The sequence below is a fragment of the Sphingobium jiangsuense genome (assembly GCF_014196495.1).
Classification (GTDB): domain Bacteria; phylum Pseudomonadota; class Alphaproteobacteria; order Sphingomonadales; family Sphingomonadaceae; genus Sphingobium; species Sphingobium jiangsuense.
In genome coordinates, this window is the sequence record NZ_JACIDT010000009.1 from 72926 (window position 1) to 92857 (window position 19932).

Annotated in this window: 20 protein-coding genes; 10 read left to right on the plus strand and 10 right to left on the minus strand. The window is 66.9% G+C overall.

The genetic code is table 11. The features are described from left to right. Positions 1-15: 15 nt before the first annotated feature. The 3 genes from GGR43_RS13345 to GGR43_RS13355 form a co-directional block, all read right to left on the minus strand. A complete protein-coding gene (locus GGR43_RS13345) occupies positions 16-1485 on the minus strand; it encodes an NAD-dependent succinate-semialdehyde dehydrogenase (RefSeq protein WP_188072477.1) in 1470 nt (489 codons plus the stop codon). A 10-nt stretch (positions 1486-1495) separates the two neighbouring features. Next, entirely contained in the window at positions 1496-2506 is a 1011-nt protein-coding gene (locus GGR43_RS13350) for a dihydrodipicolinate synthase family protein (protein WP_188072478.1), read from the minus strand. A 70-nt stretch (positions 2507-2576) separates the two neighbouring features. After that, positions 2577-3569, minus strand: a complete 993-nt coding sequence (locus GGR43_RS13355; RefSeq protein ID WP_188072479.1) for an ornithine cyclodeaminase family protein — start codon at positions 3567-3569, stop codon at positions 2577-2579. Positions 3570-3788: 219 nt separating this feature from the next. Here GGR43_RS13355 and GGR43_RS13360 point away from each other — a divergent pair, with 219 nt between their 5' ends. Continuing rightward, positions 3789-5132: an MFS transporter gene (locus tag GGR43_RS13360; RefSeq protein WP_188072480.1), complete on the plus strand. Its 1344-nt coding sequence runs from the start codon at positions 3789-3791 to the stop codon at positions 5130-5132. Between the two features lie 18 nt (positions 5133-5150). Here GGR43_RS13360 and GGR43_RS13365 read toward each other — a convergent pair whose 3' ends face one another. The 3 genes from GGR43_RS13365 to GGR43_RS13375 all read right to left on the minus strand — a co-directional run bounded on the left by GGR43_RS13365 (position 5151) and on the right by GGR43_RS13375 (position 9497). Further along, positions 5151-5408, minus strand: coding sequence for a hypothetical protein (locus tag GGR43_RS13365; protein WP_188072481.1), 258 nt, complete (start codon positions 5406-5408; stop codon positions 5151-5153). Between the two features lie 266 nt (positions 5409-5674). Further along, positions 5675-7150, minus strand: coding sequence for a globin-coupled sensor protein (locus GGR43_RS13370; RefSeq protein WP_188072482.1), 1476 nt, complete (start codon positions 7148-7150; stop codon positions 5675-5677). Positions 7151-7250: 100 nt separating this feature from the next. Next, entirely contained in the window at positions 7251-9497 is a 2247-nt protein-coding gene (locus tag GGR43_RS13375) for a putative bifunctional diguanylate cyclase/phosphodiesterase (RefSeq protein WP_188072483.1), read from the minus strand. A gap of 240 nt (positions 9498-9737) precedes the next feature. Here GGR43_RS13375 and GGR43_RS13380 point away from each other — a divergent pair, with 240 nt between their 5' ends. The 5 genes from GGR43_RS13380 to GGR43_RS13400 all read left to right on the plus strand — a co-directional run bounded on the left by GGR43_RS13380 (position 9738) and on the right by GGR43_RS13400 (position 13996). Next, positions 9738-10424 carry a Crp/Fnr family transcriptional regulator gene (locus tag GGR43_RS13380; RefSeq protein WP_223177447.1) on the plus strand — a complete coding sequence of 229 codons (687 nt, stop codon included), beginning with the start codon at positions 9738-9740 and terminating at the stop codon, positions 10422-10424. 84 nt (positions 10425-10508) lie between these two features. Then, positions 10509-11258: a sulfite exporter TauE/SafE family protein gene (locus GGR43_RS13385; protein WP_188072485.1), complete on the plus strand. Its 750-nt coding sequence runs from the start codon at positions 10509-10511 to the stop codon at positions 11256-11258. Between the two features lie 167 nt (positions 11259-11425). Further along, the gene (locus GGR43_RS13390) at positions 11426-12016 is read left to right on the plus strand and encodes an SRPBCC family protein (protein ID WP_188072486.1); all 591 of its coding nucleotides are present in this window, start codon (positions 11426-11428) and stop codon (positions 12014-12016) included. After that, positions 12016-13203 (plus strand): zinc-dependent alcohol dehydrogenase, encoded by a 1188-nt coding sequence (locus GGR43_RS13395; protein ID WP_188072487.1) that lies wholly within the window; start codon positions 12016-12018, stop codon positions 13201-13203. The genes GGR43_RS13390 and GGR43_RS13395 overlap by 1 nt, the downstream gene beginning before the upstream one ends. Positions 13204-13213: 10 nt before the next feature. Continuing rightward, entirely contained in the window at positions 13214-13996 is a 783-nt protein-coding gene (locus GGR43_RS13400; RefSeq protein ID WP_188072488.1) for an SDR family NAD(P)-dependent oxidoreductase, read from the plus strand. Positions 13997-14062: 66 nt separating this feature from the next. Here GGR43_RS13400 and GGR43_RS13405 read toward each other — a convergent pair whose 3' ends face one another. Together GGR43_RS13405 and GGR43_RS13410 are read right to left on the minus strand one after the other, a co-directional pair. Then, a complete protein-coding gene (locus tag GGR43_RS13405; RefSeq protein ID WP_188072489.1) occupies positions 14063-14686 on the minus strand; it encodes a retropepsin-like aspartic protease family protein in 624 nt (207 codons plus the stop codon). 106 nt (positions 14687-14792) lie between these two features. Next, positions 14793-15119, minus strand: coding sequence for a hypothetical protein (locus GGR43_RS13410; RefSeq protein WP_188072490.1), 327 nt, complete (start codon positions 15117-15119; stop codon positions 14793-14795). A gap of 210 nt (positions 15120-15329) precedes the next feature. Between GGR43_RS13410 and GGR43_RS13415 the strand changes: the two genes are divergently transcribed. Next, positions 15330-16403, plus strand: a complete 1074-nt coding sequence (locus tag GGR43_RS13415; protein WP_188072491.1) for an aromatic ring-hydroxylating oxygenase subunit alpha — start codon at positions 15330-15332, stop codon at positions 16401-16403. A 16-nt stretch (positions 16404-16419) separates the two neighbouring features. Here GGR43_RS13415 and GGR43_RS13420 read toward each other — a convergent pair whose 3' ends face one another. After that, on the minus strand, positions 16420-16584 hold the full coding sequence (locus tag GGR43_RS13420; protein WP_188072492.1) for a hypothetical protein: 165 nt from the start codon (positions 16582-16584) through the stop codon (positions 16420-16422). 22 nt (positions 16585-16606) lie between these two features. Between GGR43_RS13420 and GGR43_RS13425 the strand changes: the two genes are divergently transcribed. Together GGR43_RS13425 and GGR43_RS13430 are read left to right on the plus strand one after the other, a co-directional pair. Next, positions 16607-16795: a hypothetical protein gene (locus GGR43_RS13425; protein WP_188072493.1), complete on the plus strand. Its 189-nt coding sequence runs from the start codon at positions 16607-16609 to the stop codon at positions 16793-16795. A gap of 137 nt (positions 16796-16932) precedes the next feature. Then, entirely contained in the window at positions 16933-17262 is a 330-nt protein-coding gene (locus GGR43_RS13430; RefSeq protein ID WP_188072494.1) for a YciI family protein, read from the plus strand. Positions 17263-17281: 19 nt separating this feature from the next. On the opposite strand, the gene GGR43_RS13435 is transcribed toward GGR43_RS13430, so the two are convergent. Beyond that, the gene (locus tag GGR43_RS13435) at positions 17282-18775 is read right to left on the minus strand and encodes an acyl-CoA synthetase (protein WP_188072602.1); all 1494 of its coding nucleotides are present in this window, start codon (positions 18773-18775) and stop codon (positions 17282-17284) included. A gap of 250 nt (positions 18776-19025) precedes the next feature. Here GGR43_RS13435 and GGR43_RS13440 point away from each other — a divergent pair, with 250 nt between their 5' ends. Further along, positions 19026-19712, plus strand: coding sequence for a CDP-alcohol phosphatidyltransferase family protein (locus GGR43_RS13440; RefSeq protein ID WP_188072495.1), 687 nt, complete (start codon positions 19026-19028; stop codon positions 19710-19712). Positions 19713-19932 lie beyond the last annotated feature (220 nt).

Below are 19932 nucleotides of genomic sequence, written 5' to 3' on the forward strand. Positions count from 1 at the left end.
CGCTCCCTGCGCGCGTCAGATTCCGCCCAGCGCGACATATTTGGTTTCGAGATATTCCTCGATGCCGTAGCGCGAGCCCTCGCGCCCCAGCCCGGATGCCTTGACGCCGCCGAACGGCGCGACCTCGGTGGAGATCAGCCCCTCATTGACGCCGATCATCCCGAATTCCAGCGCCTCGGTCACGCGGAAGATCCGCCCCGCGTCGCGCGCGCAGAGATAGGCGGCGAGGCCGAACGGCGTGTCGTTGGCGAGCGCGATCGCCTCCTCCTCGGTGTCGAAGCGGAAGAGCGGCGCCACCGGGCCGAAGGTCTCCTCGGAAAAGATCGCCGCGTCGCGCGGCACGCCGGTCAGCACCGTGGGCTGGAAGAACAGCCCGCCCCGCTCATGCCGCGCGCCGCCCGCCGCCACGCAAGCGCCCTTCGCCACCGCGTCGGCGATATGCTCCTCCACCTTGCGCACCGCCTTGTCGTCGATCAGCGGGCCGACCGCGACGTCGGCCTCCGTGCCGTCGCCGACGCGCAGCCGCGCGCTTTCCCCGGCGAGGCGCGCGGCGAAGCGGTCGTAGATGCCCGCCTGCACCAGAAAGCGGTTGGCGCCGACGCAGCTCTGGCCGGAATTGCGATATTTGGCGACCATCGCCGCCGCGACCGCCGTTTCGAGGTCGGCATCGTCGAAGACGATGAACGGCGCATTGCCGCCCAGCTCCATGCTGGTGCGCTTGATCGTCGGCGCGCACTGTTCCAGCAGCAGCGCGCCGATCTCGGTCGATCCGGTGAAGGAGAGCTTGCGCACCACGGGGCTGGCGGTCAGCGCGCCGCCGATCTCCCCGGCGGAGCCCGTCACCACATTGCACACGCCCGCGGGCAGGCCCGCCCGCTCGGCCAGCACGCCCAGCGCCAGCGCGGTCAGCGGCGTCTGGCTCGCGGGCTTGATCACCCCGGCGCATCCGACAGCCCAGCCGGGGCCGGCCTTGCGCGTGATCATCGCGGCGGGGAAATTCCACGGCGTGATCGCCGCGAACACGCCCACCGGCGCCTTCTGCACCAATATGCGCCGTCCGTGCATATTCTGCGGGATGATGTCGCCATAGGCGCGCTTGGCCTCCTCGGCGAACCATTCGATGAAGCTCGCCGCATAGAGCACCTCGCCCCGCCCCTCGGCCAGCGGCTTGCCCTGCTCGGACGTGATCAGCAGCGCCAGATCGTCGGCATGCTCCAGCATCAGCTCGTAAAGCCGCCGCAGCACCGCCGACCGCTCCCTGGCGAGCGCGCCGCGCCAGCCGCGCATCGCCTTTTCGGCGGCCTCGATCGCGCGGCCCGTCTCGGCCGCGCCGCCGCGCGGCACGCGGGCGAGGAGCGCGCCGGTCGCGGGGTTGCGCACGTCGATGGTGCGGCCGTCATCGGCCCCGACCCATTGCCCGCCGATCAGCATCGCCTGCTTCAGCAGTTCCGGATCCTTCAGCGGCAGCGCGGCACGCTCTTCCATCACATCCTCCTCATGCCGGGTTGCGGCCGGTGAAAAACGCCTCGTCGGGATCGCGCGTCGGGTCGAGGCCCGACGCCTCCTGCCCCCGGCGCAGCGCGATCATGTCGCGCTGATAGAGGCGCGCGGTCGGGTGACGCAATGGCCCGCCATTATAGCCCTGAAGCCAGCTTTCATATTTCCACATCATCCGGTTGATGAGGCCGTTGCCCGCCTGCGGCACGCTGCCGAACGCCTTGCGCGCGGCATCCATGCGATAGAAGGCGGCGGTGGCCTCCTCGAAGCGGCCCTCGCGGATCATCGTGAAGATGCGCGGCAGCAGCGGCCCGTAGAAGGCGGAGAAATTGGTGCCGCAGAACGGCACGTCGATCAGCTGGGCGAGCGGGATGAATTCATGCTCCATCGGGAAGGAGATCACCACCTCCTTGTGGAAGGCGCGATGCACCTCGATCGGCGCCATGATGTTGGGCATGCCCCCTTCCGCCTTGATCGCGACGATGGTCGGGCAATCGTCGACCAGGCGGCGCAGCAGCGCGACCGGAATGTCGGCGGGGTCGAGCCTGCCGAACCCCCAGGTCGGGATCGGGAACACCATCACCGCCAGATCGACCGCGTCGCAGAACGCCCTGGTATAGGCATGGACCTCCTCCAGCGACTTCGGATAGAAATAGGGCGGATAGCCGAGCAGCACCAGCTCCGCCCCGGCCTCCGCGGCGCGGCGCGCGGCCTCGATATTGTCCTCCAGCGTGTTGAACACGGCGTGATGCACGACGAACAGCCGCCCCGCCGCCTGATCGACCATGATGCGGACGAACTCGGCATATTCGTCGGGCGTGATCGCCACTTCGGAACAGGCGAGCGTGCCGACGAAGCCGTGCTCGATCGCCAGCTCCACATCATGGCGGATCGCCTTTTCGTTGAGGCGCCGGAAATCCTGCGTCATCGTCGGGATGGTGACGTTGGCGACGCCCAACATCTTTTCGCGGGCCCATTCGCGGGCGGTCGATCGGGTGTAGCTGGCCATGGCGTTTTCCGTGCTGGAGGGTGAAGGAACGGATCGGGCGGCTGTTTGCTCCCTATCCCTGCTCTTGCGTCTATTTGCCCTTGTCGATCGGCGGGGCGAAGGCCGGGATCGTCGTGCCCGCGCCGCGCGCCTCGGCGCGATCGGCGCACAGGCCCGCGACGGCGAGGTCCTGAATGGCCGCGCCCACCGACTTGTAGAGCGCTATCTCGCCGGGCGAGCGGCGGCCGGGGTGCGCGCCGGAAACCAGCGCGTCGAGGCCGATCAGCTTGTCGGCGAAGGCCACGCCCTCGCGCGCGGCGGCGATCATGTCGCCGGTGTCGTGGGCGACCTCATCCACCATATCGGCGACGATCAGGTCGGCGCGGGCGATCGCCTCCGGGTCGATCTCGCGCTGTTCGGGCAGGGTGGAGCCGATGGAGATGACCGTCATGCCGGGGCGCATCCATTCGCCCCGGAAGGTCGGCGTCTCGTCGCGCGAGCGCGCGGCGCAAAGGACGAGGTTGGCGCCCGCGACGGCCTGCCCGGCGCTTTCCGCCTGCGCGACCGCGAAAGGCTGCCCGGCGAATTCGGCGGCGAAGGCGGCGCGGCTGGCGGCGCGCGGGCTGAACACCGTCACCGCCTCCACCCCGCCCAGCGACGCGACGGCCTTCAGATGCGTCCGCGCCTCGAAGCCCGATCCGATCACCGCGATCCGGCGCGGCCCCGGCACCGCGAGCAGGTCCGCCGCCAGCGCCGAGGTCGCGGCGGTGCGCAGGCCGGTCACCGCATTGCCCGCGAGCAGCGCGCGCAGCGCCGTCGTCCGCTGGTCGAACAGCGGGATCAGATAGCTCGCCGCCCGCGCTCTGGGCGAGGCGGCGATCATCTTGGCGCCCATATAGGGCGATCCGGGCATGACGCCGGTGAGCGTGCGCAGCCACACCCCGTCGCCCCGCGCCATCAGGCGCGGCGGGAACATCGCCTCGCTTGCCGGCGCGCCATAGGCGGCCCGCAGCGCCGCGATCGCGCCGTCCCAATCGAACAGCGCCGCGACATCCTCATCGCTCAGGATACGAACCGAACCCATGATCCCTCATTTCCTTCCAGAGCGGCAATCGCCCCGCGTTTATGCCTTGCCCCCGGATTAAGTTTCATATTGATGCATGTCAATTCTAAATTGCACCACACAATCTCATAGTTGCGCCGGTGGGGAACAACGCGCACTTGCACCGGTGGACGGGATGGACTTGAATGCCCCGCGCGCCGCGCAACGGCGGCGACCGGGAGAGAGTGGGGGCTGACGGCGATGCGGCATGAGGAAAAGGCGGACCTGCCCTATCTGCGCAAGGTGGTGGGCGCGTCGATGGCGGGCACGGTCGTCGAATGGTATGAATTCTTCCTCTACGGCACCGCCGCGACGCTGGTGTTCGGCAAGCTGTTCTTCCCGCAGACCGGGAACGAACTGGACGGCGTGATCGCCGCCTTCGCCACCTATGCGGTCGGCTTCATCGCGCGGCCGCTGGGCGGCATCGTGTTCGGCCATGTCGGCGACCGGATCGGGCGCAAGTCGCTGCTCCAGTTCAGCCTGATGCTGATTGGCGCCTCGACCTTCCTGATGGGCTGCCTGCCGACCTTCGCCAGCATCGGCTATTGGGCGCCGGTGCTGCTGGTGCTGCTGCGCTTCGTCCAGGGCTTCGCGCTGGGCGGCGAATGGGGCGGCGCGGTGCTGCTGGTGGCGGAACACAGCCCCAATCGCAGCCGCGCCTTCTGGAGCAGCTTCCCGCAGGCCGGGGTGCCGCTCGGCAATCTGCTGGCGACCATCGTGCTGCTGGTGCTGTCGGCGACGCTGTCCGGCGAGGCGTTTCTGGACTGGGGCTGGCGCGTCGGCTTCTGGCTGTCGGTCGTGATCGTCGGCATCGGCTATTATATCCGCACCCAGGTAGCCGACTCCCCGATCTTCGAGGCCGCGAAGGCCGAGGCGGAGGAAAAGGCGGGCGCGGGCTATGGCGTGACCGAGGTGTTCCGCCGCTATCCGCGCGGCGTGCTGACCGCGATGGGCCTGCGCGTGGGCGAGAACATCCTCTATTATATGGTCGTCACCTTCTCGATCACCTATCTGGCGCATATCGGCGTCGACACCACGCAGATACTGGCGCTGCTGTTCTGCGCGCACATCGTCCATGTGCTGATCATCCCGCCGATCGGCGCGCTGGCCGACAGGGTCGGCCGCAAGCCCGTCTATATCCTCGGCGCGGCGCTCGCCATCGCGTGGCCGTTCCTCGCCTTCCCGATGTTCGCCGGCGCCGCGACCGCGCCGATCCTCGCGGCGATCTTCATCGGCATGATCGTGCATGCGCTGATGTACGCGGCCCAGCCCGCGATCATGGCGGAGATGTTCCCGACGCGGATGCGCTATTCCGGCGTGTCGCTCGGCTATCAGGTGACGGCCCTGTTCGCCGGGTCATGGGCGCCGCTGATCGGCACCGCGCTGCTGCGCGAATATGACGACTGGCCGCCGATCGCCCTCTATATCGGCGCGGCGGCGGCGATCAGCCTCATCGCCGCGCTGTGCATGAAGGAAAGCAAGGGCCTGTCCCTGCTCGCCCTCGACCGCGAGGACCGGGAGCGCCTTTCCGACGCCGCGCGATAGACGCGCGCACTTTCGCTCTTAGGCCACGAACCGCACGTCGCCGTCGCCCTCGCAATATCCGTCGAGATTGCGATAGCAGCAATTATGGGTGCCATAGGCCCCCAGCAACAGGTGCAGCAACGATTTCCACTGCTCCTTGAGCATCACGATCTGCTGCGTTTCCCCGGTATCGGGATTGCGGGAATGGAGCACGGCGATGCCATCCTCGGCCAGGATAAGGTTGAGCTCATGGCCTTCTCCACCACAGTCGCCAATATTTTGTACGCTGTAAGGCATATAGTCTTCCTCTTGAGGCTGCCCGGCGGCACTTCGGACGCACTATAATGATCCTGAACCGCGATGATGCGTTTCTGGATCAATTTCCCGTGAAATACCGGCCGCGATCGCCCTCCCCGGCGGTCGTTGCCGACTGACATGCTTCCCGGTCCGTCATGCGCCGCATGACCGGAATTCCGCTTTATCCCCGTTCTCCCAGGCTTCCCCGATTCCTCCGTTCTCTATTGGCGGCATGATGGGGTGAACCTGGTAAAAATGTGTAAATTCTATGGGTTCGCATAAATATTATTGCTAACGGCCCGCAAATTCGGCTTCGCCGCCGGGGCCGGGCGCTGGCCCGCCGCGCCGATGCGGAAGCGGCCCACCATCTCGGCCAGCTGGTCCGCCTGGCCGAGCAGGTTGCGCGCTGCCGCGGTCGATTGCTCGACCATCGCCGCGTTGCGCTGGGTCGTGTGGTCCATGTCGGATATGGCGGCGTTCACCTGCTCGATGCTCGCGGCCTGCTCCTGCGACATCAGGGCGATCCGCTGCACGCGGCCGGTCACGTCCTCCACCCGGCCGACAATGGCGTCGAGCGCGGACCCGGCCTTGCCGACCAACTGCACGCCGCTGCCGACATGGCCGGCGCTCTGGCCGATCAGCTCCTTGATGTCCTTCGCGGCGTCGGCGCTGCGCTGGGCGAGCGCCCGCACCTCGCTGGCGACGACCGCGAAGCCCTTGCCCGCGTCCCCGGCGCGCGCCGCCTCCACCCCGGCGTTGAGCGCCAGCAGGTTGGTCTGGAAGGCGATGCCGTCGATCACGTTGATGATCTGCTCGATCTCGCCGGAGCTTCTGTCGATGCTGGTCATCGCCTCGACCGCGCTCTTGACGATGCGGCCGCCCTCGGTCGCGTCGCCATTGGCCTCCAGCGCGGCGGCGGACGCCTCCTCGGCGTTGAGCGCGGTGTCGCGCACCGATGCGGTCAGCGTGCCGATGGTCGCCACCGTCTCCTCCAGCGAGGCCGCCTGATGCTCGGTCCGCCGCGCCAGATCGTCCGACGCGGCGCTGATTTCGGCGGCCGCGCTGCGGATCATGTCGAAGATGTTCGAAATGCCGCCCAGCATCTCGCTCAGCGAATCCATCGCCTGCCCGAAATCCCGGCCCAGATCCTCATAATCCCTGGGCAGGTCGCCGATGGTGGCGGCAAGGTCGCCCTTCGCCACCTCCGTCAGCGCCTCGCCGACCTGCCGGATGACCTGGCGCTGCTCATTCTCCTTGGTCAGGAAGATGGTCGTCACCGCGATATCCATGTCGAGCAGCGCGACCTTGATCAGCGTCTTGAGCGTGCCGGCCATGCGCCGCGCGCCGGGCACCCAGCGCAGCCATGTGCCCATGACCGATTTTTCGACCAGCCCGCCCAATATGGTCGCATAGGCGCCGAAATAGAGGCTGGCGTCCAACCCGATGCGCGCATGCACCTTGCCGATGGTTTCGGCCCGCCGGTAATAGTCGTCGTCCAGCGAATTCTCGAAGATCGCGCACCAATGGTTGAACTGCTTCTCGCCCGCATGATCCATCATCGCCCGCGACCCGAAGAAGCGCGCGGCCTCGGGCGTGCGCGTCACCTTGTCGTAGAAGGCCGATATCGACCGGGGAACATGTTTGCGGATGAGGCCGTGTATTTTGCGGAATTCATAGGCGTTTTTCGGTCCTATTTCATAAAATTCCAGTCTCTTTCCGATTAATTCTGCTGAGTTTGCCATCGAAATGCTCCAATATTTCCTGATATGATCGAAAATTCATGGCCCTGTTCATCTGTCTTCAGTTAACCCGCTATCGTGGATGAATTTCGGACGCTGAGGATTATCCCGGACCTTCGGCGGAACGGGCATCCGGCGGAAGGGAGCGCGGCAGGGGCAGGTCGCGGAAGCCGGGCCTGCGGACGGAGTCCAGATAAGCGCGGCTTTCCTCCTCGCTCATCGGCCGGGCGAGCAGATAGCCCTGCACCAGGTCGCAGCCGAAGTTCGACAGCTGCTTGTACTGGTCGATCGTCTCGACCCCTTCCGCGATGACTTCGAAGCCGAGATTATGGGCGAGCGATATGATCGTCCGCACGATGATCTCGTCGTCCTTCTCGTTCAATATGCCCGAAATGAACGACCGGTCGATCTTGAGGATGTCGATCGGAAACTGCTTGAGATGGGTGAGCGAGGCATAGCCGGTGCCGAAATCGTCGAGCGCGATCGACATGCCTTTCTTGTGCAGCTGCTTCAGCGCGGCGGCGATGTTGCCCGCCGCCCGGTCGAGGATGACATTCTCCGTCACCTCTATCTCTATGTCCTGCGGCGAGAGGCCGTGCGCCTCCACCATCGCGCACAGGCGCTCGATGAAATCCGGCTCCTGAAGCTGCGCGGCGACGACGTTGAAGGCGATGGTGCCGGGTGAAAGCCCGTCGCGCCGGAACCCGGCCATCGCCGCCAGCGCCTTGTCGATCAGCCTGTAGCTGAGCTGCGTGATCAGCCCGGCCTCCTCGGCGACGGAGATCAGCTCCAGCGGCGGCACGGCGGCGCCGCCGACCTTCCACCGCGCCAGCGCCTCGAACCCTTCGTGGCGGCCGGACCGCAGGTTGCTTTGCGGCTGCAAGGCGACGCCCACCTCGTCGCGGGAGAGCGACACGCGCAATTTCTCGATCAGCACCGCCCGGCGCTTGCGGTCCCGCCGGATCATGCTGTCATAGACGCTGTAGCCGCGCCGCCCGTTGAGCTTCGCCTGATACAGCGCGAGGTCCGCGTTCTTCATCAGTTCCCCCGGCGTCTTCGCGTCCTTGGGGAACAGCGCGATGCCGATGCTGGCCGACGGGATGATCGTCTGCTGGCCGACCTTCACCGGCTGCTGCATCTTGCCCAGCATGGTCCCGGCGATGCGCTCGACCGCCGGCCGGTCGGGAATGTCGCGCATCAGCACCGCGAATTCGTCGCCGCCCAGCCGCACCACCGTATCGTTGCGCCGCACCGAGGCGCGCAACCGCTCGGCGATATGCTGCAACAGCGTGTCGCCGCCGTCATGGCCGAAGCGGTCGTTGATCAGCTTGAAGTCGTCGAGGTCGACGATCATCAGCATCGCCATGCCCCGGTCCTCCCGCGACCGCGACCGGAACAGGTTGGACAGGCGCCGCATCAGGATGGTGCGGTTGCCGATGCCGGTCAGCGCGTCGCGCTCGGCCTGGTGCTTGATCTGCATCTGCGCTCGCTTCAGCGCCGATATATCGGTTTGTATCGAAACCAGATTGCCGGATTCGGACCGGCGGTTATGGATTTGTATCCACCGCTCCGAATCCAGCTGCTGGATATAGGGCCTGGACATGCCCTCGCCCTCCAGCCCGATGGACAGGTGCGTGGGCAGGTCGGCGGGCGCGAAGGGGCCGGACGCCGGCGGCTGGCGGCCGCCCGACTGCATCATCGGCGAGCGCGCGGGGGAGCAGGACGCCAGATCGTAAAGCTTTCGGTGGGCATTGTTGCAGAAGAGGAGCTGCCCTTGGGAATCATAGGCGACAAGGCCGTTGGGAATGGTTTCGATGATGTCGACCAGCAGGTTCTCGGTCACCTCGCGCCGCCGCAGCTCGGCGAGCACTTCCGCCTCGGCGATCTTGCGGCTGGTGATGTCGAAGCGGATCGAGACATAGCCCACCAGCCGCCCGTCCCCGTCGCGCCGGGGCGCGATCGTGGTGTCGACCCAGTAGAGCCGCCCCTTCTTGTCGCGGTTGCAGATGTCGGCGCGCCAGACATTGCCCTGCGCGATGGTCTGCCACATCTGGCGGAAGAAATGCGACGGGTGGTGCCCGCTGTTCAGCAGCCGGTGATCCGCGCCGATCAGCTCTTCCCGCGCATAGCCGCTGATCTCGCAGAACAGCCGGTTGACGTCGGTGATGCGGCCCGCCCGGTCGGTGGTGGCGACGATCGCCACATGGTCGAGCGCCTCGCGATAGGCATGCAGTTCGGCCTGCTCAAGTCGTGCTTCCGGTCCATGAGATTGCGCCCCAATCACCACCGCCAGCGAAGGCAGGGGAGAGGCGGCCTGCGAAGAAAAATCTTCATTTACGTTTATCTTCATGGCAAGCTTCCGATATATTTGCGTTGACAAAAATAAACATTTTGCGTTGCACGGTAATTCCGCCGGCCGAGGGAGAACCAAATGGGGAAAAAGTTAACAATGCCGCTTCCGGCTTTTACTGCTCCTCGGCTACCGAATATTATAATTATCGATTTTCTAACTCTGTAGATACGGTACCGTATATATGAATGGTTACTAATTTATTAAGCTTACTGGACTTTGCCATTGGCCTTGGTGACGATGACCGCTGAACCTCTCGAAAATACAATATTGAAGGCGCTTTATACGGAGGTGCCGGAGCTGGTGTACGACCGCCTGGTCACGAAGCCGGTGCAGACCGGCGAGGTGCTGTACGAACCCGACAATCCGCTGATTCACATGATCTTCCCGCACAGCGGAATCATATCGTTGCAGGTGGTGTTGCAGGACGGGCGGACGGTCGAGAACATGTCGATCGGCCGCGACAGCTTCATCGGCGTCGATTATCTGCTGGGGGAAAGGGTCACCTCCTATCATGCGGTGGTGGCGATTTCCGGGCGGGCGTCCTGGCTGTCGGCCAATGATTTCGCGGCGGCGCTGACCGCCTGCGAACCGTTGCAGGACATCATGCGCGGCGCCTCGCGCGGGCTGCTGCGCGACCTGATGCGCGGCGTGGTGTGCGCCAGCGTCCATTCCGCGAGCCAGCGCGTCGCCACCTGGCTGCTGCGCGCGCTCGACCGCAACGACAGCAACCATTTCGACATCACCCAGCGCACGCTCGCCAATATCTTCGGGCTGCGGCTGGCGACGATCAGCGACGCCTGCGCCCGGCTGCACGCCGCGGGCGCGATCGACCATGGGCGCGGCACGATGACCATCACCGACCGCGACACGCTGGAAAGCCAGTGCTGCGAATGCTACAGGGACTATCCCCGCGACGGCCGCTGACGGGACGGCCTGCCCTGCCGGGGAAAGCCGGACGGCGCGGGCGGGCGGCCGCTTCCTGACGAACCCGCTGCAAAGACCCTGTCCATGACCCTCACCGATCCGCTCGTCCTCCTCTGCGCGATCCTTTCCGTCACCTTTTCCGGCCTCGGCAAGGGCGGTTTTGCCGGGCTGGGGATGCTGTCCATGCCGATCATGGCGCAGGCCGTGAACCCGATAGAGGGGGCGGCGGTGCTCCTCCCCATCCTCGTCGTGCAGGATGCGGTCGGCGTCTGGGCGTTCCGCCGGACATGGGACGGGGCGATCCTCGCCGCGATGCTGCCGGGCATGGCCGTCGGGGTCGGGCTGGGCTATGCGCTGGCGGCGCTGGTCGATGCGCGGGTCGTGACCGGCATCATCGGCCTGCTCTCGCTGCTGTTCGGGCTGTACCGGCTGTGGATCGAGCGCGGCGGCAAGGTGCCGATGCCGTCCAATTCCCCCTATTGGGTCGGCTCGCTCTTCGGCGTCGGCTCCGGCTTCGCCAGCCAGATCGCGCATGCGGGCGCGCCGCCGTTCCAGATGTGGGTGATCCCGCGCCAGCTGCCGCGCGACGTGCTGGTCGGCACCACCGCCATCGCCTTCGCCGCGATGAACTGGATGAAGATCCCCACCTATGCGGCGCTGGGGCAGTTCACGCCCGCCAATCTGCGGGCGAGCGCACTGCTGCTGCCGGTCGCGCTGGCGGCCACCGCCGGGGGCGTCGCGCTGGTGCGCCGGGTCGATGCGCAACGTTTCTATACGATCATCTACCTGCTGATGGTCGCGCTGGGGTGCAGGCTGGTCGCGCAGATGCTGTGACCGGGGCGCCGGCCTAAATACGACGAAACGAAGCAGATTCCCCCTGCATTCGTCGCATCCCGGCGGACCGATCCGCGCGCCTGTGCGTTCAGCGGGGAAAGGACGAGGCAGCATGCCCGCCCGATGCCGTTTCCCGCACTATCGCAGTCTGGAGAGGAGGCCGCCCCATGCCCGATACCCGCGACGACATCCGCGACGACGCGCCACTGACCACCGCCAAGCACGGCGACGCGCTGGACGAGGCCAAGGCCGCCTTGGTCGAGGACAGGGGCGACAGCCTCGTCGGCCGCTCCGTCACGATCAACCGCCCGCGCGCGGAGCTGTACGCCTTCTGGCGCGACTTCGCCCGCCTGCCCGCCTTCATGGAGAATGTGGAGCGGGTCGACATGCTCGACGAGCGCACCAGCCATTGGGTCGTCAAGGCGCCCGGCGGCAGGACGGTGGAATGGGATGCGGTCATCACCGAGGACCGGCCCGGCGAGCTGATCGCCTGGGCCTCGACCGAGGGCGCGGACGTCCCCAATAGCGGGCGCATCGATTTTCGCGACGCGGGCGAGCGCGGCACGGTCGTCACCGCGACCATCCTCTACGATCCGCCCGCGGGCCTGCTCGGCAAGCTGATCGCCAGGATGTTCCAGCGCGAGCCCGCGATTCAGGCCCGCCGCGACCTGCGCCGCTTCAAACAGCTGATGGAAACCGGCGAGATCGCGACGGCGGCCCGCAACCGCCGGGAACTGGAAGAAGAGGAGGAAGGCTGATGCGCGCGCTCACCTGGCACGGCAAGCACGACGTCCGCGTCGAGACGGTGGACGACCCGGAAATCCTCAACCCGCGCGACGCGATCATCAGGATCACGTCCACCGCGATCTGCGGCTCCGACCTGCATCTCTATGACGGCTATATCCCGACGATGCAGGTCGGCGACATATTGGGCCACGAGTTCATGGGCGAGGTGGTCGAGACCGGGCCCGGATCGACGCTGGAAAAGGGGCAGCGCGTCGTCGTGCCCTTCACCATCGCCTGCGGCAGCTGCTATCATTGCGGCAAGCATCAATATTCCGCCTGCGACAACGGCAACCCGGCCGACAACCAGGATATCGCCCAATTCCTCTACGGCCAGCCCATGTCCGGCCTGTTCGGCTACAGCCACATGACCGGCGGCTATGCGGGCGGGCAGGCCGAATATGTGCGCGTGCCGTTCAGCGATGTCGGCCCGATCGTCGTGCCGGACGGGCTGGAGGACGAGCAGGTGCTGTTCCTCTCCGACATCCTGCCGACCGGCTGGCAGGCGGCCGAATATGCGCAGATCGAGCCGGGCGATACCGTCGCGGTGTGGGGCTGCGGCCCGGTCGGGCTGTTCGCGGTGCAATCGGCCTTGCTGATGGGGGCGGAGCGGGTGATCGCGATCGACCATTTCCCGCATCGGCTGGAGCTGGCGAGGCGCTTCGGCGCGGAGACGATCAACTTCGAGAAGAGCGACACCTATGAGGCGCTGATGGAAATGACCGGCGGCATCGGCCCCGACGCCTGCATCGACGCGGTGGGGCTGGAGGCGCACGGCTTTTTCCTCGACAATGTGATCGACCAGATCAAGGCGTCCACCTTCCTTGGCACCGATCGCATCCATTCGATCCGCCAGGCGATCATCGCCTGCCGCAAGGGCGGGCGGGTGTCGATGCCCGCCGTCTATGGCGGGCTGGTCGACAAGTTCCCGCTCGGCGCGTTCATGGAAAAGGGGCTGACGCTGCGCACCGGGCAGACCCATGTGCAGCATTACATGCCCGCGCTGCTCAATGCGATCGTCGAGGGCAAGATCGACACCACCTTCCTGATCAGCCACCGCCTGCCGCTCGAACAGGCGGCCGAAGGCTACAAGATGTTCCACGGTCATCAGAACGAGGTGACCAAGGTCGTGCTGAAGCCCGGCATGGCCGCCGCCGCATGAGGAGAGAATCATGGCTGACAAACTGGCGATCGTCACCGGCGCCTCGACCGGCATCGGCTTCGAGCTGGCCCATCTCGCAGCAAAGGACGGCTATGACCTGCTGGTCGCGGCGGACGAGCCGCAGATCGAGGCAGCGGCCGCCGATTTCCGCAAGCACGGCACGCCGGTGCGCGCGGTCGAGGCCGATCTGGCGACGCTGGAGGGGGTGGACCGGCTGCTCGACGCCGCCGACGGCCGCCCGGTCGACCTGCTCTGCGCCAATGCCGGGCGCGGGCTGGGGCATGCGTTCCTCGACCAGCAGGTCGCCGACTGGCGCCGGGTGATCGACACCAATGTGACCGGCACCGTCTATCTGCTGCACCGGATATTGAAGCCGATGGTGGAGCGCGACCGGGGCAAGGTGCTGATCACCGGCTCGATCGCGGGGTTCATCCCCGGCAGCTTTCAGGCGGTCTACAACGGCAGCAAGGCGTTCATCGACAGCTTCGCCGACGCGATCCGCAACGAGCTGAAGGACGCGAAGGGCGTCACCATCACCACGCTGATGCCCGGCCCGACCGAGACGGAGTTCTTCGACCGCGCCGACATGCTCGACACCAAGGTCGGCGAGCAGGAGAAGGACGACGCCGGCAAGGTCGCGCAGGACGGGTGGGACGCGCTGATGGCGGGCAAGGCGCATATCGTTTCGGGCTGGCGCAACAAGCTGCAGGCCGCCGCCGCCCATGTGACGCCCGCCGCGCTGCTGGCCGAGCAGCATCGCAAGATGGCCGCGCCGGGCACCGCCGACGAATGAGGCGTGCGCGCCGCCAGGCTGCCGCGTTTTCCGAGCCGTCAGATGTTCCATCTGACTTGAAACGCTCTAGCGGGCCTCCTCCCCGGCGGCGCGGGGCACGAGGATCAGCGTCCGGTCCTCGACCCGCCACGAGGCCAGCTGCGACAGGAAGTTCATGCCCAATATGTCGATGGTGCCGAGCGCGGGCGATATCACGACCTTGAGGTCGCGCGCCTCGATGCTGCCCAGCCGCAGCCGCCCGACCGTGCCGGTTTCGGCCGGGATCGTGCCGTTGGCGGTGCGGATCGCCACCGGCAGCAGGCCCGCGCCGCGCTCCACCGACGCCAGCTCCGCCGTCTGCCGGGACAGCGCGGTCACCGTCGCGCCGCTGTCCACCAGCATCCGCCGCTCGACGCCGTTGACCGACACCTGCGCCCAGAAATGCCCGTCGCGCGCCATGGCGATGCGCACTTCCTCGCCGACCACCTCCTGACTGTCGAGGCCAAGCCGCGTCACCAGGCGCGAGAGATTGGGGTCGAACGGCGCCTGCTGGAGCAGCAGGAACAGGCAGAAGGCGAGCAGCGCGAACGAGAAGAGCCAGCGGATGATCCGCCCGACATGGGGAATGTTGAAGATCAGGATCAGCAGCAACGCCCCGCCCGCGGCGTAGAGCGCCAGCTGCTGCCATTCCGGGTCGGTCGTGATCGACATTCGGCCTCCAGCCTCTCTGGCCGGGCCGGGCGACGCGGTTCAACCGGCCTTCCGGCTGCGGATGCGTGCGCGGCCTGCCCGGTGATGTCCGTTCAGCGCTCGCCGCTCAATGCGACCGGCTTGCGGCCAGCTCGTCATCGAGTATGGGGTCGGGCTCGAACCGGACGGCCTCGCCTTCTTCCTCGCTGTCCGCCGCGCCGTCGCCTGCCTCGCTCTTCAGGCACTGCTTCAGCACCTGCTTGCCGCGATCGGCCAGATCGCGCTGCGCCTGCGCGGCCTGCTCGAAAAAGCGGCGCGCCTCGTCGGTCTCGGCATCGTCGCAATAGGTCTGGCAGTTCTCCGCGCCCTGAAGCGCGTGATAGACCACCGAAACGACGTCATAGGTCTGGTCGTGCGTTCCTGTCCGGGCTTGGCCCGTCTGTTGGGTAGCCATGGCATCCTCCATCGTTCGAATTCTGGGGTGAATCCCGAACCCGACGGCGGCGAACCGGTTCCCGGACTAAACCTATGTTAGGAAGCGGGCATCGGCGCTGCCTATGCATCGGATAAAGCGAACCGATTGGACGCGCCCGCCGGCGATGGTAAAAGGAGAGGGAGAACAAGCCGCGACAGGATCGACGGCATCAGCGAGAGGGAAAGCAGCATGCCGTTTCTGTTCGACGCCTGGTACGTGGCCGGATGGTCGGAAACGCTCGGCGAAACGCCGGTACGCATCACGATATTGGGCGAGCCGGTGGCGATCTACCGCGCGGAGGACGGGCGCGCGATCGCGCTGGGCGACATCTGCCCGCACCGCTTCGCCTCGCTCAGCCAGGGCAAGGTCTTCGGCGACACGATCCGCTGCCCCTATCATGGGCTGCGCTTCGACCCCGCCGGGAAATGCGTGCACAATCCGCATGGCGACGGCACCGTCCCGCCCGGCGCGCTGGTCAAGAGCTATCCGGTCGTGGAGCGGCATCATGCGCTGTGGATCTGGCCGGGCGACCCGGAACGGGCCGACCCCGCGCTGATCCCCGACTTTTCCGTCTACGACCGGCCGGATATCGTCAGCTCGCGCGACTATCTGCATGTCGGGGCGAATTACGAGCTGATCAACGACAATCTGCTCGACCTCAGCCATGCGGCATTCCTGCACCCGTTCCTCGCGCCGGAAAGCTTCGCGGCGCGCTCGCGCACCAGGGTCGAGCAGGAGGGGCGGACCGTCTATTCCTATCTGTGGAACGACGACGAGGAGATAACCCCGCTGTTCCGGCTGGTGTGGGACAAGGCGGCCGGGCGTGGCGACATGCGCTCCCACATGCGCTGGACCGCGCCGTCGAACCTGCTGCTCGACGTCGGGGTGACCGATGTGGGCGGCGATCCGGCGGACGGGCCGTGGCTGCCCAGCGCCCATCTGCTGACGCCGGAAACCGAGACGTCGACCCATTATTTCTGGATGGTCGGCCGCAACCGGCAACCCGAAAACGAGGAGCTGGGCCGGATCATCCATGGCGGCATCAAGCAGGCGTTCGAAACCGAGGACGAGCCGATGATCGCGCAGGTCGCCGCGAACATGGCGGGCCGGGACTTCTGGTCGATGCGCCCGGCGATCCTGGTGGGCGACGGCGCGGCGGTGCGGGCGCGGCGCTTGCTCGCCAGGCTGATCCGCGAGGAAGCGGGCGGCATTCCGCAGCCGCCGGAAAGCGTGGCGCCCGAACCGCTGCGCGTCACCAGCTAGGGTATCGCCTTCCGCCTCAATCGGGCGGATTATGCTCGCTCAGCATCGCGACCGTCTGGTCGAACCGCCCTTCCCGCTCTGCCCAGCGCAGCGCGCGGGCGCGCTCGACCACTATTTCGGCGGGGGTTTCCGGCCGGGCGAACAGCGCCATCACCTCGTCGATGAAATCGCCGAGCGGCATATAACCCTCGCGCGTCGAGGCGATGGACCGGCTCTACGACGCCATCGCCCGGCGCATGCCGGGGACCATCTGGGCGACCGGCTGCAAAAGCTCGTACATGGACAGGAACGGCCAGATCGCGCTGTGGCCGTGGAGCTACGAACAGTTTCAGGAGCAGTTGCGCGAACCCGACATGGAGGATTTCCACCCTTTCCTCGTGCCGCACTATTGAGGGAACATCGCGTGCGGCTGGCGGGTTTTGTGGGGGAGGATGGTTTGAGCTTCTTCGTCATGCCAGCGCAGCTAAACAAGTTCAGGGTGACGTAAAGGCAAAGGGTCGGTTTCTCCCCCAACGGAAGGAGAGTCGATATGCCGAAATATGTGACGATCGGATATGGCGATCAGGCGGGCTATGACCGGACGGCGCCGGATGTCCGCGCCGCCGCGCATGCGCAGGACGAGGCGTTGAAGCAGCGCGGCGCGATCATGGGCATTGCCGGGCCGCCGGTTCAGGTCCGCAACCCGGATGCGGCGGGCGTGCGGACGCAGGAGGGCGCCTATCTCTCCGCCGCGCTGCCGGTCGCCGGCTTCGCGATCATCGAGGCGGCCGACCTTGAAGAGGCGGTCGAACTCGTCTCCCGCTCCCCCTGCGCCGTCGCCCATGGCGTCGTGGAGGTCTGGCCGCTCGAAGGCGTGTAAGCGCGCGCGCCCTTCCCGCTCAGGCGCTGGTCAGAAGCGCCTTCAGATCCGGCTTGGTGACCTTGCCCATCGCGTTGCGGGGCAGACTGTCGACGAAGCGGACCTGTCGCGGCACCTTGTAGGAGGACAGCCGCTCCCCGCACCAGGCCGCAATCTCCTCCGCCGACACCGCCGCGCCCGGCCGGGTCACGAGGAACGCCGCCACCACCTCGCCCCAGGTGGCGTCCTCGACGCCGATCACCGCCGCCTCGGCGATGGCGGGATGGGCGAGCAGCACCGCCTCTATCTCCAGCGCCGACAGCTTGTAGCCGCCCGACTTGATGATATCGATCGAGGTCCGCCCCATGATGCGGTAATAGCCCCGCTCGACCACCGCCATGTCGCCGGTGCAGAACCAGCCGTCGCGAAAGCTCGCCCGCGTCGCTTCCTCATTGTCCCAATATTCGAGGAACACGTTCGGCCCCTTGACGCGGATCTCGCCCGGCTGCCCTTCCTCCCCGATCGGCCGGTCGTCCTCGCCGTAGAGACGCACCTCGACGCCGGGCAGCGGCTGGCCGACATGGCCCGCCCGCCGCTCGCCGCGATAGGGGTTGGACAGCGCCATGCCGATCTCGGTCATGCCGTAGCGCTCCAGCAGCACCTGCCCGGTGCGCGCGCGCCATTGCTCGAACAGCGGCACCGGGCAGGCCGCGGAGCCCGACACGGTGAGGCGCATCGCGGCGAAGCCCTCGCACATCGCGCGCGCGGCCCCCTCGTCCAGCCCGTCGAGATGATCGAGCAGCTTCACATAGACGGTCGGCACCGCCATGAAGACCGTATAGTCCCCGGCCGAGACGCGGGCCGCAACGGCGGCGGCGTCGAAGCGGGGGAAGAGATGCACGCTCGCGCCCGCCCACAACGCGCAGCTCAATATGTTGATGATGCCATGGACATGGTGCAGCGGCAGGAACAGCGGAATGCGATCCTCGCCCGACCAGCCCCAGGCGTCCAGCAGCACGGTGATCTGCGCGCGGATATTGCCATGGGTCGTCACCACTCCCTTGGGCTTGCTGGTGGTGCCGCTGGTGAAGACCATCATCGCGCGCCGGTCCTCGACGATCTCCGGCAACGCGCCCGCTTGCGCCGCCATCAGCTCGTCCGGCCGCAGCAGGTCGATGCCCAGCCGCGCGCACAGCTCGCCCAGCATCGCATGATCCCCGGCATGGGCGACCAGCCGCGTCACCCGCGCGCAGCCGAGATAATGGTCGAGTTCATCAAGCGTCGCGCCGACATTCAGCGGCACCGCGATCCCGCCCGCGCGCCAGACGCCGTGCAGCAGGGTGACGTAATCCGTGCCCGCGGGCAGGAAGAAGGCGATGCGTTCCTCCTCCAGATCCGCCTTGCCCCCCAGCAATCCGGTGGCGAGCCGTTCCACCGCGCCATGGAGCGCGCCATAGCTGACGCGCCGGTCGCCGTCGATCAGGGCGATCCGGTCGTTGTCCGTCCGCAGCGGGGGGAAGCGGTCTGTCGGCATGCTGTCCTCTTCGGCAAGGGCGTGGAAACGGACTTCCGCAATAGAGCCGCGCCGCGCGCGCGGCAATGCGGATCGCCGCCCGCCCGAAGCGGCACGGCGCATGGGGCGGCGCGAGAGGCTGCATGACGCTTGCATTGCGCGATTTCCGCCTGCTATCTGATGCGCCCAGCCCCGGTTCAGGCCAACCCTGTTTCGGGGCGGAAAGACATTCAGCCATTTCTCATCGGAACGCGAGGGCCCAATAAGAGCCATGACAGTGCAACCGAAGACCGCGCCCTCGCTCTCCCGCATCCAGCAGAACTGGCTCGCCGCCAGGGAAAGGCGGCTGCTCAACTGGCTGTGCGCCCGGATGCCCGCCTGGGTCACGCCCGACAAGCTGACCTCGCTCGGCATGGTGGGGGCGTTCATGACCTTCGCGGGCTATGTCGCCAGCAATCTCGCGGCGTCGTGGCTGCTGCTCGCCATCGCCGGTTATGTCGTGCAATGGTTCGGGGATTCGATGGACGGCAGCCTCGCCCGCTATCGCCGGATCGAGCGCCCTTCCTACGGCTATTTCATCGACCATAGCTGCGATGGCCTCGCGACGCTGCTGATCCTCGCAGGCATCGGCCTCAGCCCCTTCGTGACGATGGACGTCGCGCTGGTGGCGTTGGCGGGCTATCTGCTGCTGTCGATCCACGCCTATCTCTCCGCCCGCGTGCTGGGCGAGTTCAAGCTGTCCTACCTCGCGGCGGGGCCCACCGAATTGCGGCTGATGCTGATCGCGCTGACGCTGATGATGATGATGCTCGGCTCCGGGCCGGGGGTGTTCGGCAAGCTGTCGGGCTTCGACCTGTTCGTCGGCGTGGCGGGGATGATCCTGATCCTGCTGTTCGTCATCCAGACGCTGGTCACCGGACGGCGGCTGGCGAGGACCGATCGCGGCGGATCGTCCTAGGGCAGGTCGGTAGCGGCATAGGGCGGCCTGCAAGGCCGTCTCGCGCTGAAGGGAGGCGCCGCATAAGGTCCGGCGGGGTTTGCGAATCCTGGCCTCTACCGTCACCCCGGCGCAGGCCGGGGTCTGTGGCCCTGTCGCGCGCCGCCTCCTGAGATGCCAGCCTGCGCCGGCATGACGGGGGTGTGGCTCGGATGAAAGCCCCTCCTCTGAAGGGGAGGGG